The organism is Collinsella aerofaciens (genome assembly GCF_015670795.1).
GTDB classification, from domain to species: domain Bacteria; phylum Actinomycetota; class Coriobacteriia; order Coriobacteriales; family Coriobacteriaceae; genus Collinsella; species Collinsella aerofaciens_Q.
Map to the genome: position 1 here is coordinate 1 of NZ_JADPCJ010000001.1, position 14,539 is coordinate 14,539.

The window sequence follows — 14,539 nt, forward strand, 5'->3', positions numbered from 1 at the left end:
GACCCGGCGGCCTACTCCAAGTACGACTGGTCGCTCTACGGCACCGTGATCAACTGCGGCGCCTACACCGCCGTGGATAAAGCCGAGACCCCCGAGGGCCGCGCGGCCGCCTGGAAGGCCAACGCGACCGGCCCCGCCCTGCTCGCCCGCACCTGCGCCGAGCACGGGATCACGCTCGTCCACGTGTCCTCCGACTACGTCTTCGACGGCACCGCCGAGGTGCACGACGAGGAGGAGCCCCTCAGCCCGCTGTCAGTCTACGGCCAGACCAAGGCCGCCGGCGACATCGCCGTGGCCGGGTGCCCGCGCCACTACATCATGCGCAGCTCCTGGGTCATCGGCGAGGGGCACAACTTCGTCAAGACCATGAGGGCGCTCTCCGACCGCGTCGCCGACCCGGAGGACAAGTTGGAGCAGGTCACCGTCGTGGACGACCAGCTGGGACGCCTGACCTTCACGCGCGACATGGCGCAGGCAATCTTCCACGTGCTGGGGAGCCGCGCCCCCTACGGCACCTACGACTGCACCGGTTCCGGCGCCGTCAAGTCCTGGGCCGACATCGCCCGCGCCGTCTTCGAGGCCGCCAACGGCAACGGCGACAGGGTCGTGCCGGTATCGACCGCCGACTACTACGCCGGCGCCGAGGGCCCCGTGGCCCCGCGCCCGGTCCACTCCGCGCTCGACCTTTCCAGGCTCGAGTCGGTCGGGTTCCACATGCCCGACTGGGAGGAAGAGCTTGGGGAGTACCTCAAGACGCTCTAGCCGCTATCAACTTTTCGAGAGTAAAAGCCGCCGTTCTTTAACGGCGGCTTTTCTTGTTGATGGCTATCTGCGCAGTGGTGCCAATAGTATTTTGCGGAAGATCTTTCACTCGCTTGGCGTGGTGGCGGACCTGCCGGGCTGGTCATCGTAGGCGTATTTGCTGTACACGTTGACCTCCCACTGCTTTTTTTCGACCTTTGCCACGGAATCGAGGATGAAGCCGGTCGCAAGGCTCAGACCGCACAGGAACATAAACGACGCGGCGAGCATGGCGGTGGGGAAGCGCGGAAGGAGGCCGGTCTGGAAATACTCGACAACGATGGGCGTGCCCAAGGCGAGGCCGATCACCGCAAACAGAAGTGCGACGAGGCTGAAGAACTTCAGAGGGCGGTAGTCCTTGAACAGCGTGCCAATCATCGCAACGACTTTAATGCCGTCGCTTACGGTATTGAGCTTGGACTCGGAACCTTCCGGACGGTCGCGGTACTCGATGGGCACATCCTTGATGCGCCAGCGGTGGTCGACGGCGTGGATCGAGAGCTCGGTTTCGATCTGGAAGCCCTCGGAAAGCACAGGGAAGGTTTTAACGAACGGGCGGCTCATGGCACGGTAGCCGGTCATGACATCATCGAAGCTGTAGCCATAGATCCACTTGATCATGGCACGGACCAGATTGTTGCCAAAGCCGTGGAAGGCACGCTTGTTCTCCTCGGCGTAGGTGCCGTTGGAAAGGCGATCGCCTACGGTCATGTCGGCCGTGCCGTTAAGGATGGGCTCGCAGAGGGCCTTGGCCGCCTCGGCGGGGTAGGTGTCGTCTCCGTCGACCATCAGGTAGCAATCGGCGTCGATATCGCGAAACATCTGGCGGCACACGTTGCCCTTTCCCTGACGGGGCTCAAAGCGGACTGTGGCGCCGTGCTCGGTGGCAATGCGTGAGGTATCGTCCGACGAGTTGTTGTCATAGACATAGACCGTCGCCTGCGGAAGCTCGCGGTGAAAGTCATCGATGACTTTGCCGATCGTGAGCGCTTCGTTGTAGCAAGGGATGATGACGGCGATGGATTCAGAATTCACTTAATGCTCCTTATACATTCAATCCTAGAAAGTATAGCCGTTTGGGCCTGGCATCCTAAGATGTGGGTTAGTTCTCCAGTTTTGTTGCGCGAATCGTTTGCATGGCCGTCGGGTCTATACTGTTCGTTTGTCAACGATTACGAGTAAAGGAGTTGCATCCGTGTCGGATCAGACAAAGCAACAAGAAACTCGCAGTCTGCCTGCGACGTTTGCTAAGAACGAATTTGAGAAGGACGCGTTTATCCTTCGTCAGCTGGTTACCAAGGATTTTAAAATCAAGTATCGCCGTAGCGTTCTGGGCGTCGCATGGTCGGTGCTCAACCCGCTGCTGATGATGATCGTCATGGCCATCGTGTTCTCGACGATTTTTGGCCAGGGCCGCAATGGCTCAATGACGCCCGAGATGTACCCGCTGTACTTGATCGTGGGTAACATTACCTTTGCCGTCATGTCTGAGTCTACTAACCAGGCCCTGACGTCGATCGTGGGCGCTGCCCCTCTGCTCAAGAAGGTTAAGGTGCACCGCTGGGTTTTCCCGGTGCAGAAGGTGCTCTTCTCGCTGGTCAACTTTGCCTTCTCGCTGGTCGCCGTCGCCATCGTCATGCTGTGGTTCCGCGTTATGCCTTCTTGGCACCTTATTCTGCTGCCGGTTTGCCTGCTGCTGCTTATGTGCTTCTGCATGGGCCTGGGCATGATGCTCTCTGCCCTTACGGTCTTCTTCCGCGACGTTATGCATCTGTGGAGCGTCGTCATTACGGCGTGGACTTACATTACGCCCATCTTCTGGACGACTGACTATATTGCGCAAATGCCGCATCTCGTGCGTATCTTGATGTATGCGAACCCCATGTTCAACTACCTGCAGTTTATGCGCGATATCTTCCTGTTCCAGACTACGCCCTCGCTTATGACGTTTGGTATGTGCGTTGCCTGGGCGGTTCTTGCGCTTATTATTGGCTATACCGTGTTCCATAAGTCCGAGCGCAAGTTCATCCTCTACATCTAAGGAGTGCTGTGATGACTGAATCTGTTGTTGATTACAGCGAGCAGCCTCTGGCTGTCGAGGTCGACGACGTCACCATGATCTTTAACATGGCGTCCGAGTCGCTGACCAACCTCAAGGAGTACTTCATTAAGCTTGCCAAGCACGAGCTGTTCTTTGAGGAGTTTAGGGCGCTTAAGCACATCTCGTTTGATATTCATCGCGGCGAGGTTGTGGGTCTGGTCGGCACCAATGGCTCCGGCAAGTCTACGATGCTCAAGATTATCGCTGGCGTTCTTGAGCCTAGCGAGGGCAGCGTTAAGGTGCACGGTAACATCGCGCCGCTGATTGAGCTTGGCGCCGGCTTTGACCCCGAGCTGACCGCCCGCGAGAACATCTATCTGAACGGCGCCCTGCTCGGCTACACCAAGGAGTTCATCGATGCCAACTTTGACGGCATTATTGAGTTCGCTGAGCTTCAGAACTTTGTCGATATGCCGCTCAAGAACTTCTCCTCGGGCATGGTGGCGCGTATCGCCTTTGCAATCGCGACGATTACCGAGCCCGATATTCTGATCGTTGACGAGACGCTGTCCGTCGGTGACGTGTTCTTCCAGCAGAAGTGCGAGGACCGCATCCAGCACTTTATCCAGAGCGGCGACGTGACGGTTCTGTTCGTTTCGCACTCCATGGAGCAGGTTGAGCGCATCTGCCAGCGTGCCGTTTGGATTGAGAAGGGTGACCTTCGCATGGACGGCCCAGTCGATGAGGTCTGTAAGGCGTATCGCGAGCAGTTCAACTAGGTTATAATTACTTGTGCCTAACAGGCTTGCGCTTGCTTGGGCGTGCGGTTATTTGCTCCATTAGCTCAGTTGGATAGAGCAGGGGACTTCTAATCCCAAGGTCGACGGTTCGAATCCGCCATGGAGCACCATCGTTTATTAAGCCCAGACCGCTTGGTGGTCTGGGCTTTTTCACATGCCGGTGTTCTTTATTCTTGCCGGGTATACGTTTAGGCCGAAGCGGTGGTGCGAGCGTTCTGCGGACAGGCAAGCCTTGCCGTCTTTGCCTTTCATGCGGTTGACTGGTTTATCCCTTGGCAGACGATGCCGTTGCTTTTAACGCTGCCAGTACCATGGCTCTTTGCGTCGATTGTGCGCTGCGGGTGCGACATAGGGTTGGTGTACGTGATCAAGAAGGCGTAACAAAAACGGGGAGGACCAACTTGGCCCTCCCCACTATATCTAGTCTGTCTAGTCTGCCTTCAGGCACTCGGGCAAGACGTTTGCAACTGCATTCATCGCCTGCGGCCTCAGGTACTGCTCATTGAGCTTTGCCTTTCTGTAGGCGTAGCGAGTGTCTGCCGAGTACTTGATCAATACGTCGGTGAAGAATCGTTCCCAGCTTAGGTAGTCGCGGCTTTCGATATAGCTCGAAGGATCCTTGAGGATTTTTGGAATGTCGTTACTGGGAATGAGGCCAGATTGCAGAAGTGTCCACTCGAATGATTCCGGGAGGAACAAGCGAACGTTCTTGTAAACGCGCTGTCCGAGCACCTTTTCGATGTAGGGACCAAACGCTGCGCCGTCTCCAATGGCAAGAACGTTTTGCTCGGGGCATTCGTGAATTGTCCGCTTTAGATTTGCTACGCCGGTGGCGGTATAGCAGGGGATTCCGAGCCGGTTGCAAAGAGCGTCGTAGAATTGATAGCCAGATTTGCTATCCTCGACAACTACGGCGTCGGGTACCTCGAATCCAACATTTAGATCCTGATACAGCATGCTTGCCGTGTGGTCATATAGCGGCTTGGTCACCGAGTAGAAGCGCCTGTCGCTCTTGCGGCCATTGATTGTTTTACTCGTCGTGTTGACTAACTTCAGGATCTCATCAACGCTGTAGAGGAGCTCGTTGGCATCGCGACGAGATATCAGAACAAAATAGTTGGACGAGCCGTTTACGGTTTTGGCGAAGTCCTTTGAGTAGATAAACTCGTTGCCCTCATCTAGAAAGACGATTGAATCTTCGATGATCGAAAGCTCGCGCTCCCAGCGTCTGCCGGAAAGCGTTTCACAAGGCACGTCGCAGCTGAGTGCAACGCCGCTTTCCGGTCCTCGGTCGTTGTAGTCGCGAATCATCGAGATGAGCGTCGTTTTGCCCGTGCCGCTGTTGCCGCGGATGAAGGAAATATTGCGTTTAAAGGTGAGCGTGTATTTGACTTTTGCGCGCTCCACGACAACGGTGTGTGATCCTTTCATTACTCATCAACATCCAGAAAATCATTGGTGGCACCGACGAACTCCTGCATGTTCCTGACGATGCGGCCGTCGTTATTGATGCGAATCTCAAAACGCTTCCAGGGAAATTTCATGATGTGGTAAAGGGTTACCAGCACATCCTGCTCTTTGCCAATTTTGAGCAGCCAGCGGGCGCAGTTATCTCCGCAAGTGGATGCATTGAACACCATGTTTGGGAGATTGCGCACCAGCAGCAGCGTCTTAACGCCGCCGGACAGTTCGAGTGGGGTGATCGAGCCCAGCTGTTTGCTTACGATGTTGTGGGGACCGATGAGCTCTGATCCGTCCACGCTTTTAATAATCTGTGCGGCCATAGGGTCTTCGAACCATGAGTCCAAGTATGAGTTCCTAAAATAGGTTTCGGTATCGTAGATGGAACCGGGGTAATCCCCCAGATGGATGCTTAACATGCGCGTCTCCAGACGTTGTGTGACTGCAATGATTATATGCCAGTAATAAAGTGCCGCCAGTAGCGAGGTTGCTGCTGGCGGCACTGGCATTATTAGCGTGTGAATCGCGTTGATGGATTTGCTCGCGAGGCTACTTTTCGAGGCGTTCCCTCAGCAGCTCCAGCGCGTGGGCGTAGCCTTGCAGGCCCTCGCCGGTGATGGTGGCGAAGCAGGCTAGGCGGGCGTAGCTCACCTGGCGGAAGTCTTCGCGCGTCTCTACGGCGCTGATGTGCACCTCGACGGCAGGGATGGCAACGGCCTTGAGGGCGTCGAGGATCGCCACGCTCGTATGCGTGTAGGCGGCCGGGTTGATGACGATGCCGTCGACCTTTCCGTAAGCCTCCTGGATCTTGTCGACGATGCTGCCCTCGTGGTTAGACTGGAAGACCTCGACCTCGTCGAAGCCCTGTGCGGCACCCGCTTCCTGGCAGATCTGCACTAAGCGATCGTAGTTGTCGCTGCCGTAGATGCCTGGCTCGCGAATGCCGAGCATGTTGAGGTTGGGGCCGTTAATGACGAGTGCTTTCATGGTTGCTTCCTTTGCAGTTGAAAAACCACCACAAAGGTGCCTGCCCCCTTTGTGGTGGTTTTGGTTAGAGAGCGGGTGGGAGGGTGTCGAGGAGGGCATGGGCGGTGTTGGCGGCGCAGTCGCGTGAGTCGATGATGTAGTCGGCCCAGGCGCGGTAGCGCGGCATACGCTGCTCGGCCAGCTTGTCGATGCCGTCGCGCGCGGTGATGGGGCGGCCCTTGTGGGCGAGCTCGTCGAGCTTGCGGTTGAGCATCACGATTTGGCTGTTTTGGTGCAGCAGAGGGTAGTTCTCGTCGCGCGTAACCACGCCGCCGCCGGTGGAGAGCACCAAGCCGCTGCGCTTGGAGATGTCGGCCAGCGCTGCCGTCTCCTGCTCGCGGAAGGCCGCCTCGCCGCACTTGATGATAAAGTCGGCGCAGGGCATGCCCAGGCGCTCCTCGAGGGCGCGATCGAGATCGATGTGCTCGCGGCCCGTGAGCTGGGCGATCTGCTCGCCCACGCGGGTCTTGCCCGAGCCCGGCATGCCGATCAGCGCGATGTTCTGTTCACGGCGTGACAGGCGCTCCGTTACGTCCAGGATCCTCTCGCGCGGGGTGGCTTTGCCGGTATAGCGCTCGACAGCTTGTGCCGCCTGGGCAACAAGCATAAGCAGGCCGCCGATGCAGGGGATGCCGCGGCGCTCGGCCTCGAGCATCAGGCCCGTGCGGGCGGGGTTGTAGACAATGTCGATGACGCCCTCGAGCGCATCGAGGCCTTCGAGCGTGCAAGGCGCGTCGGGGCAATGGGGGAACATGCCGGCGGGCGTGCAGTTGACGAGTAGGGAGGCGTCGGACTGCTGCGCGATATTGTCGTAGTTGACCTCGCTCGTGCGACCCACGGGTACGACGATGGCGCCCATGTCTCCCAGCACCATACTTGCCGTGGTGCCGGCGCCGCCGGTGGCACCGAGCACGAGGGCCTTCTTGCCGGCAACCTCAACGCCCAACTCCTCGACCAGGCACTGGAAACCGAAGTAGTCAGTATTATCGCCGTGCAGGCGGCCGTCGGGCAGGCGCGTGATGGTGTTGACGTTGCCCATGCGCTCGGCGAGCGGGCTCAGCTCGTCCAGGTATTCCATGACGGCGCGCTTGTAGGGGATGGTCACGTTGGTGCCCTCCCATTCGTCGCCCGTCATAAAAGCCTCAAGATCCTCGGGCTCGCGCTCAAAACGCACGTACTCAAGCCCCGCCAGCTCCTTGTAGATGGTCGGGGTGTAGCTGTGGCCCAGCACGCGGCCCAGCACGCCGTAGGGGCGGGTTGCGGCGGTATCGGTCATCTAGAGCACCTCCGTGTAGCTGCCAAAGTAGGTGAAGCTCTCGCATACGTCGTCGATCGAATCGAGCAGGTCGTCGAGGGCCTTGCTGCCAAAGGGACAGTCCAGGTCAAAGTAGAACATAAACTCAAAGTCGCGACCGGGGATGGGGCGGCTCTCGAGCTTGATGAGGTTGATGTTGAGTGCGTAGAAGCGCTCGAGCACGCGATAGAGGGCGCCCGGCTCGTTGGCCGTGGTGATCATGAGCGAGGTACGGTTGGCACCGGGATAGACGCGTGGCTCGCGGCTGATGACGACAAAGCGCGTGTAGTTGTTGTCCGAGTCCTGGATGTCGGACTCCAGCACCTCCAGGCCATAGAGTGCCGCGCAGCTGCGCGATGCGATGGCGGCAACATCGGTGCGGTCGGAATTGGCGACCATCTCGGCCGACATGGCGGTGTTGGGGTACTTGGTGGCGTGCAGGTCGTGGGACTCGATAAAGCCCGCACACTGGGCAATGGCTTGGCCGTGGCTGTAAACCTCGCGCACGTCGGCGAGCTTGGTGCCGGGCTTGACGAGCAGATTGTGGTCGATCTTGAGGCGCAGCGAGCGCACGATGTGGAAATCGAACTGGGCGAGCAGGTCGTAGACGGCGTTGACCGATCCGGCAGTTGAGTTTTCGATGGGCAACACGCCAAACTCGCAGAAGCCGTCGCGCACAGCGCGCATAACGCCTTCGAAGGTCTCGAAAAACGCGATGTCGGGCACGTCGAAGAGCTTGCACGCGGCTATCTGGCTATAGGCACCTTCTACGCCCTGGCAGGCAACGGTGGCCGTTTGAGGGAAGGGCGTGTCGGAGGCTGCAGCCGTGGCGTGGGCCTTTTGCGAGACGGTGATGCCCTTGAGCTCGTTGATGTAGCGCTGCTGCTCGGCTTTGCTCATGCTCATGAGGAGACGGAACAGGGTGATGGTCTGCGCCTCGTAGCGCTCGGGCGCGCGGCTGGCGAGGTTGTTGAGTTTTGAGCGCTCGCGGGCGGGGTCAAAGACGGCCTTGCCCATCTCGATCTTTGATTTGGCGACCTCGGTGGCAATGTCCATACGCTCGACAAAGCTGTTGAGGAGCGTGGTGTCGATGCCATCGATGGCCTGGCGGATGTCAGCAAGGTCCATAGGGACCCCTTTCACGTGTCGGTGATTTTTCTGGGACGGGGATTAAAAAATCATTGTGTAACTAATGATTTTTTAATCCCCGTCCCAGAAAAATCACTGGGTGGGCGTGGGGGCCGGAGTTGGCCCCCAGAGATTTTTAGAGCTGGGCGGCGTCCTCTAGGAGGGCGTCCCAAATCGCGAGGGCAGCGGCTGCTTCGGCAACGGGGACGGCGCGCGGGACGATGCAGGGGTCGTGACGGCCGTGCACCGAGAGCTCGGCATTTTCCATAGCGTCCATGTCCACCGTCTGCTGCTCGCGGCCAATGGAGGGCGTCGGCTTTACGGCCATGCGCCACATGACGGGCGCGCCGGTGGAGATGCCGCCCAGGATGCCGCCGGCATTGTTGGACTCGACCGCAATCCCGCCGGTCTCGGCGTCGATGCGATACGGGTCGTTGTTCTCGCTGCCGCGCATGGCGGCCACGGCAAAGCCCATGCCAAACTCCACGCCCTTTACGGCGGGAATGCCAAACGCGATTTGCGCGATGCGGTTCTCGATGCCGTCGAACATGGGGTCACCGATGCCCGCGGGAAGCCCGTAAATGCCGCACTCCACGATGCCGCCGATGCTGTCGAGTTCGTCGCGCGCGGCCAGGATCTCCTCGCGCATGCGGCCGGCTGCGGCGGCGTCAATGCACGGCAGATCGTTCGTAAGGATCGCCTTGCGGTCGGCCTCACGATAGACCATATCGTCCATCGGCAGGTCGGAGATGCCGCCGATCTGCGCGACGTGCGCCATGACCTGAATGCCGCGGGCCTCGAGCGCCTGCAGCGCGATCCCGCCGGCGATGCATAGAGGGGCCGTCAGACGGCCGGAGAAGTGCCCGCCGCCGGCGACGTCGTGCATGTTGTGGTACTTCACACGCGCCGGAAAGTCTGCGTGCCCAGGGCGGGGCCTGCGGCGCAGCTCGGAGTAATCCTTGGAGCGCGTGTTGGTGTTCTCGATAATCGCGGCGATGGGCGCGCCGGTGGTATGTCCATCGACAACACCGGCGATGATGTGGGCGGCGTCGGCCTCGCGGCGTTTGGTCGCGGTCTCGTCGCGACCGGGAGCGCGACGGTCGAGGAAGGCCTGCAGCTTCTCCTGGTCCACGGCGATGCCCGCCGGAATGCCATCGAGCGAGCAGCCGATAGCGGGGGAGTGCGACTGGCCGAAGATGCTTAAGTGCAAGACGTTGCCAAAGGTCGAGGACATGCTATTCCTCCTCGAGTGTGACCTTGCCGCCCAGCAGGCGGTAGTGGTCGAAGAAATCGGGATAGGACTTGTTGACGGCCTCGGCGCCGTGGATCACGACCTCGCCGGTGGCACGGCTTGCGGCGATGGCGGCCATCATGGCGATGCGATGGTCGTTGTGCGAATCGACCTCGCCGCCGGTAAAGGCATCGACACCCTTGATGATGAGGTCATCGCCGGCAATGCGCACCTGCGCGCCCAGCGCGGTGAGCTCGCGGGTGGTGGTGACCAGGCGGTCGGATTCTTTGATACGCAGACGGGCGCAATCGCGGATAAAGGTGCGGCCCTGTGCCAGCGAGGCCACGGCCGAGATAACGGGTACCAGGTCGGGAATGTCGTGGGCACTCATCTCAAAGCCGGCGAGCTTGTCGGACTGCACGGTGGCGGCGTTGGTGGAGCGCACGATGCGGGCGCCAAAGCGCGAAAGCGCAGCAAGCACGTTGCGGTCGCCCTGTGCGGAGCTCAGCGACACACCCTCCACGGTGATGGGGTCGGAGCCGATGGCGCCGGCGCACAGCCAAAAGGCGGCGTTGGACCAGTCGCCCTCGACGGCTACGCTGCCGGGCGTGCGGTACGAGCCGCTGCTTACGCGGAAGTTCGTGACCTCGGGCTGGCCGTCCTTGGCCGGAATACGCTCGACGTTGACCTCGACGCCAAAGGCCTTCATTGCCTGGATCGTCAGGTTAATGTACGGGCGGCTCTCGATCAGGCCGGTCACCTGTACGCAGGAGGGCTGGGCCAGCAGCGGTGCTGCCAGCAGTAGGCCCGAGATGTACTGTGAGCTCACGTTTCCCGGCAGCACAAAGGTGCCCGGGCGCATGCGTCCGCTCGTCTTGAGCGGAAAACCGCCCAGACCCTGTAGGTCGCAGCCGGCGGCGATGATCTCGTCCGAGAGCGGGGACAGCGGGCGGGCGCCCAGACGACCCTGGCCCACAAAGGTGGCCTCTGCGCCCAGCGCGCAGGCGACGGGCAACATAAAGCGGAGCGTGGAGCCGCTTTCGCCGCAGTCAAGCGTGCCGCCGGCAAGGGCCTTGAGCAGGCCAAACTCAATACTCTTCATGGTGGGGTGGACCTGGAAGCCGTCCTCGACGGTCTCGATGCGAGCACCCAGGGCCGTAAGGCAACGCACCGTAGCCTCGATGTCGGCGCAGGTGGTGTTGCAGGTGACGTGTGTCTCGCCGTTGGCAAGCGCAGCGCAGATGATCAGGCGATGCGCCATCGACTTGGACGCGATGGCGGGAACGGTGCCCTTGAGCGGGGAGGGGGTTATGCGGGCTAGCATGCGGATGCGTCTCCCTTCTGGCCGAGGCCCTCGGCAATTAAATCATGGAAGGTGGAAAGCGGCGTGCGGTCGATGCTGCAGCGGCCAATGCCGTGTGGAATCACCAAGTCGATCGTGTCACCGGCGCGTTTTTTGTCGTGCAGCGCCTCGGCAAAGACGGCGTCGGCCGAAAGCTCGCAGCGAGTCTTGAGGCCATGACGGGCGCAGAGCTCTTCGATGCGGCCGGGCAGCTCGGCGTCGCAAATGCCGTGCAGGGCCGCGGCGCGCGTGATAATGCCCATGCCGATCGACACGCAGTTGCCGTGTCCCAGCTCAAAGTGCTCGCAGGCCTCGACGGCGTGTCCGGCGCTGTGCCCAAAGTTGAGCAGCTTTCGCTGGTTGGTTTCGCGCTCGTCGGCAACGACCACGGCGCGCTTGATGTCGATATTGCGGACGATAATGAGCGCCACGCGGGCCACGTCCTGGTTAAGCAGCTCCAGCGTGAGCGGGGTTTTCTCCAGTTCGGCGAAAAGCTCCGGATCGGCAATGACGGCGTGCTTGATGACCTCGCCGCAGCCGTCGGCGAACTGTTCGGGCGTGAGGGTGGCAAGGCATCCCACGTCGGCGATAACCACGCTCGGCTGCCAAAAGGCACCGGCGAGATTTTTGCCTGCGGCCAGGTCGATGGCCGTCTTGCCGCCCACCGACGAGTCCACCATGGCGAGCAGGCTCGTGGGAATCTGTACAAACTTGCAGCCGCGCATGTAGGTGGCGGCAACAAAGCCGACCACATCGCCCACGACGCCGCCGCCGAGCGCCACGATCACGTCGGAGCGCGAAAGCTCGTGCTCGGCCACAAATTCCAAGATGTTGATGTAGGTCTCGGCGCGCTTGTGTGCTTCGCCGGCCTCGAAGGTGTAGATGCTTACCTCGTAGCCTGACGCTTCCAGGCTCTGTTTGACAGGCATTTGGTAGAGCGGGCCCACGTTGGTGTCCGTCACGATGACGGCCTTGGTGCCGCCGGCAGTGGCGCGCACGAGCGGTCCCGCCTGCTCCAGCAAAAACGTGCCAACATGCACCTGGTATGGGCGTGCAGTGTCGATATCGATGGTAATCGCCATAAGCTTCGGTCCTTTCGACCTGGCGTGATGGGTGGTCTAGTGGGAGGCCTCGTCGTCGAGTGCGCGCTTGATGCGGTCGCCCTCGGCAAGGAGAATCTCCAGATAGCGCTGGTCGCGGTCCTTGAGCGCACGGCTGTAGGCGCCGAGCGACTCGATCAGGTGGTCGATCTCGAAGGCAAGCGCGTCGGCGTCGTCGATCATGAGCTCGGACCACATTTGCGGGTTGAGGTGCGCCACGCGGGTGAGATCGCGGTAGCTACCGGCTGAAAAGCCGTGGTGGACCTGGGCGGTCGGGCTCTTTACGTAGGCGTTGGACACCACGTGCGCAAGCTGGCTCGTGAAGGCGATGACGCGGTCGTGCTCGGCGGCGCTGGTCACGGTGAACTTGCCAAAGCCCAAGGGGCGCACCATCTCGCGCACCTGGCCCAAAAGCTCCAGTTTGAGCGCATCGTCCACCGCGGGCGGCACGAGCACGAGTGGCGCGCCCTGGAACAGGTCGGCGCGGGAGTGTGCGTAGCCCGAGTACTGCGTGCCCGCCATGGGGTGTGCGCCCACAAAGTAAAAGCCGTGCTTACGGGCAAGCTCAAAGGCACGTTCGCACACGATGCCCTTGACGCCCACGGTGTCGATCACTACGGGACCCATGATGGCCTCGGTGTCGGTGGCGTCGGCGAGGGCCTGGGCATGCGCCTCGAGCCACTCGATGCAGGCCTCGGGGTAGCAAGCCAGGACGATGATGTCGCATTCGCCGAGTGTCTTGTCGTTGAGCTCTCCGGCGACAGTGCCCATGCTGGCGGCCGTCATGACATCGTCATCGGGGTCCCAGGCCAGCACGCGGACGCCCGCCTGTGCATAGCCGCGGGCAAAGCTACCGCCGATGAGGCCAAGGCCGACGATGCCGGCGCACTTGGGGCTGCCCTGGTTAACGCGCGCGTTTCTCACCGTACCCATGGGCTACTCCATGGTCTCTTGGCAGACAACCTCGCGGATGGCTCGGATGCGGCGCATGGTGTCGTCGAACTGATCGGGGGTGAGGGCCTGGGCGCCGTCGGACCAGGCGCGGCTCGGCTCGTCGTGGACCTCGATCTCTAGGCCGTTGGCACCGCAGGCGGTCGCGGCGAGCGCCATGGGTTCGACGTAGCGGGTGTAGCCGGTGGCGTGGCTGGGGTCGGCAACGACGGGCAGGTGCGACAGGTGGTGCAGCACCGGCACGGCGTTGAGGTCGAAGGTGTTACGGGTGCGGGTCTCGAAGGTGCGGATGCCGCGCTCGCACAGGATGACGTTGTCGTTGCCCTCGCTCATGATGTACTCGGCTGCCATAAGCAGCTCGTCGATCGTGCCGGACATACCGCGCTTGAGCAGAATCGGGGTCTGGGTCTTGCCGACCTCCTTGAGCAGGGGGAAGTTCTGGGCGTTGCGGGCGCCGATCTGCATGACGTCAATCTTCTTGTCCAAGAAGACCTGCACGTCGCGTGGATCCATGATCTCGGTGACGATCGGCATGTCGAGCTCGGCAGACGCCTCGCACAGCAGGTCGAGGCCGGCGGGGCCCATGCCCTGGTAGGCGTAGGGGGAGGTGCGGGGCTTGTAGGCACCGCCGCGCAGCATCGTGGCACCGGCGGCCTTCACGCGGCGGGCGATGCGGATGAGGTTCTCGCCCTCGACGGAGCACGGGCCGGCGATGACCTGGAACTGGTCGCCGCCGATCTTGACGCCGTGGCCGCAGTCGATGACGGAGTCCCCGGGGTGGAACTTGCGGTTTGCGCGCTTGAACGGCTCGGAGACGCGCTGCACGCGCTCGACGACATCCATGGACTCGAGCAGGAACGGGTCGATCTTGGTCGTATCGCCCACCAGGCCGATGATCGTCTCGTTCTCGCCGCGCGAGACATCGGTCTTCAGGCCCTTTTTCTCAATCCAGCTGACGATATGGCCGACGGCCTCGTCGCTGGCGCTCTGCTTTAAAATTGCAATCATGGTGTGCCTCTCACCTCGATGGATAACTTTTGCAAAAACGGCCCGCATCGCGAGCCGTGTATATATGGTGCATGAGAGTTTATACTATCTGACTCGCTTTTGCCTTCTAAAGTGGGCCGTTGCGCCGCGTCTTCCTCGGAATTGCAAAGCTTTTTCTTTTATTTTGATAGCCCGTGGCGCACTTGGGTATAATGCCAGTCGTTCGCCCTATTAGCTCAGGGGATTAGAGCGTCTGCCTCCGGAGCAGAAGGCCGTTGGTTCGAATCCAACATGGGGCACCATCGAACGTAAGACCGTCCGAACCTCGCATGGTCCGGGCGGTTTTTCTTATACCGACGCGACGTGATGGGACGTGG

14 protein-coding genes and 2 tRNA genes are annotated in these 14,539 nt (G+C 60.9%); 5 read left to right on the forward strand and 11 right to left on the reverse strand.

Annotation, left to right across the window (positions count from 1 at the left end; translation table 11 throughout):
- Positions 1 to 762 (forward strand): SDR family oxidoreductase (locus tag I4W09_RS00005; RefSeq protein WP_196031204.1); only part of this gene is annotated, 762 nt, incomplete at its 5' end.
- A 105-nt stretch (positions 763 to 867) separates the two neighbouring features.
- Here I4W09_RS00005 and I4W09_RS00010 read toward each other — a convergent pair.
- Positions 868 to 1,836, reverse strand: a complete 969-nt coding sequence (locus tag I4W09_RS00010) for a glycosyltransferase family 2 protein (protein ID WP_196031205.1) — start codon at positions 1,834 to 1,836, stop codon at positions 868 to 870.
- Between the two features lie 160 nt (positions 1,837 to 1,996).
- Here I4W09_RS00010 and I4W09_RS00015 point away from each other — a divergent pair, with 160 nt between their 5' ends.
- The 3 genes from I4W09_RS00015 (at position 1,997) to I4W09_RS00025 (ending at position 3,752) form a co-directional block, all read left to right on the forward strand.
- Positions 1,997 to 2,842 carry an ABC transporter permease gene (locus I4W09_RS00015; RefSeq protein WP_022094778.1) on the forward strand — a complete coding sequence of 282 codons (846 nt, stop codon included), beginning with the start codon at positions 1,997 to 1,999 and terminating at the stop codon, positions 2,840 to 2,842.
- Positions 2,843 to 2,853: 11 nt separating this feature from the next.
- Complete coding sequence (locus I4W09_RS00020; protein ID WP_022094777.1) at positions 2,854 to 3,621, forward strand: ABC transporter ATP-binding protein; 768 nt, start codon at positions 2,854 to 2,856, stop codon at positions 3,619 to 3,621.
- A 54-nt stretch (positions 3,622 to 3,675) separates the two neighbouring features.
- Positions 3,676 to 3,752 (forward strand) — tRNA-Arg (locus I4W09_RS00025).
- 319 nt (positions 3,753 to 4,071) lie between these two features.
- On the opposite strand, the gene I4W09_RS00030 is transcribed toward I4W09_RS00025, so the two are convergent.
- The 10 genes from I4W09_RS00030 to aroF all read right to left on the reverse strand — a co-directional run bounded on the left by I4W09_RS00030 (position 4,072) and on the right by aroF (position 14,183).
- Positions 4,072 to 5,049 (reverse strand): DEAD/DEAH box helicase family protein, encoded by a 978-nt coding sequence (locus I4W09_RS00030; RefSeq protein ID WP_148331496.1) that lies wholly within the window; start codon positions 5,047 to 5,049, stop codon positions 4,072 to 4,074.
- Between the two features lie 23 nt (positions 5,050 to 5,072).
- Positions 5,073 to 5,522 carry a DUF4869 domain-containing protein gene (locus I4W09_RS00035; protein ID WP_117770387.1) on the reverse strand — a complete coding sequence of 150 codons (450 nt, stop codon included), beginning with the start codon at positions 5,520 to 5,522 and terminating at the stop codon, positions 5,073 to 5,075.
- Positions 5,523 to 5,652: 130 nt separating this feature from the next.
- Complete coding sequence (aroQ, locus tag I4W09_RS00040) at positions 5,653 to 6,090, reverse strand: type II 3-dehydroquinate dehydratase (protein ID WP_055309849.1); 438 nt, start codon at positions 6,088 to 6,090, stop codon at positions 5,653 to 5,655.
- A 64-nt stretch (positions 6,091 to 6,154) separates the two neighbouring features.
- A complete protein-coding gene (locus I4W09_RS00045) occupies positions 6,155 to 7,405 on the reverse strand; it encodes a shikimate kinase (RefSeq protein WP_138374971.1) in 1,251 nt (416 codons plus the stop codon).
- On the reverse strand, positions 7,406 to 8,551 hold the full coding sequence (gene pheA, locus I4W09_RS00050) for a prephenate dehydratase (RefSeq protein WP_196031206.1): 1,146 nt from the start codon (positions 8,549 to 8,551) through the stop codon (positions 7,406 to 7,408). It lies immediately after the preceding gene.
- A gap of 136 nt (positions 8,552 to 8,687) precedes the next feature.
- Positions 8,688 to 9,785: a chorismate synthase gene (aroC, locus tag I4W09_RS00055; RefSeq protein ID WP_196031207.1), complete on the reverse strand. Its 1,098-nt coding sequence runs from the start codon at positions 9,783 to 9,785 to the stop codon at positions 8,688 to 8,690.
- 1 nt (position 9,786) lies between these two features.
- Positions 9,787 to 11,106, reverse strand: coding sequence for a 3-phosphoshikimate 1-carboxyvinyltransferase (gene aroA, locus I4W09_RS00060; protein WP_196031208.1), 1,320 nt, complete (start codon positions 11,104 to 11,106; stop codon positions 9,787 to 9,789).
- Entirely contained in the window at positions 11,100 to 12,206 is a 1,107-nt protein-coding gene (aroB, locus tag I4W09_RS00065; protein ID WP_196031209.1) for a 3-dehydroquinate synthase, read from the reverse strand. Before aroB ends, aroA begins: the two co-directional genes overlap by 7 nt.
- A gap of 36 nt (positions 12,207 to 12,242) precedes the next feature.
- Positions 12,243 to 13,157, reverse strand: a complete 915-nt coding sequence (locus I4W09_RS00070; protein WP_196031210.1) for a prephenate dehydrogenase — start codon at positions 13,155 to 13,157, stop codon at positions 12,243 to 12,245.
- A gap of 3 nt (positions 13,158 to 13,160) precedes the next feature.
- The gene (gene aroF / locus I4W09_RS00075; RefSeq protein ID WP_196031211.1) at positions 13,161 to 14,183 is read right to left on the reverse strand and encodes a 3-deoxy-7-phosphoheptulonate synthase; all 1,023 of its coding nucleotides are present in this window, start codon (positions 14,181 to 14,183) and stop codon (positions 13,161 to 13,163) included.
- A gap of 204 nt (positions 14,184 to 14,387) precedes the next feature.
- On the opposite strand from aroF, the gene I4W09_RS00080 reads away from it, so the two are divergent.
- Positions 14,388 to 14,464 (forward strand) — tRNA-Arg (locus I4W09_RS00080).
- Positions 14,465 to 14,539: the final 75 nt, after the last annotated feature.

Excerpts from the sequence above, each read along its gene's own strand:
- aroQ (WP_055309849.1), bottom strand. The coding sequence starts at position 6,090 with ATGAAAGCACTCGTCATTAACGGCCCCAACCTCAACATGCTCGGCATT.
- aroC (WP_196031207.1), bottom strand. The coding sequence starts at position 9,785 with ATGTCCTCGACCTTTGGCAACGTCTTGCACTTAAGCATCTTCGGCCAG.
- aroB (WP_196031209.1), bottom strand. The coding sequence starts at position 12,206 with ATGGCGATTACCATCGATATCGACACTGCACGCCCATACCAGGTGCAT.
- I4W09_RS00070 (WP_196031210.1), bottom strand. The coding sequence starts at position 13,157 with ATGGGTACGGTGAGAAACGCGCGCGTTAACCAGGGCAGCCCCAAGTGC.
- aroF (WP_196031211.1), bottom strand. The coding sequence starts at position 14,183 with ATGATTGCAATTTTAAAGCAGAGCGCCAGCGACGAGGCCGTCGGCCAT.
- I4W09_RS00020 (WP_022094777.1), top strand. The coding sequence starts at position 2,854 with ATGACTGAATCTGTTGTTGATTACAGCGAGCAGCCTCTGGCTGTCGAG.
- pheA (WP_196031206.1), bottom strand. The coding sequence starts at position 8,551 with ATGGACCTTGCTGACATCCGCCAGGCCATCGATGGCATCGACACCACG.
- I4W09_RS00035 (WP_117770387.1), bottom strand. The coding sequence starts at position 5,522 with ATGTTAAGCATCCATCTGGGGGATTACCCCGGTTCCATCTACGATACC.
- I4W09_RS00045 (WP_138374971.1), bottom strand. The coding sequence starts at position 7,405 with ATGACCGATACCGCCGCAACCCGCCCCTACGGCGTGCTGGGCCGCGTG.
- aroA (WP_196031208.1), bottom strand. The coding sequence starts at position 11,106 with ATGCTAGCCCGCATAACCCCCTCCCCGCTCAAGGGCACCGTTCCCGCC.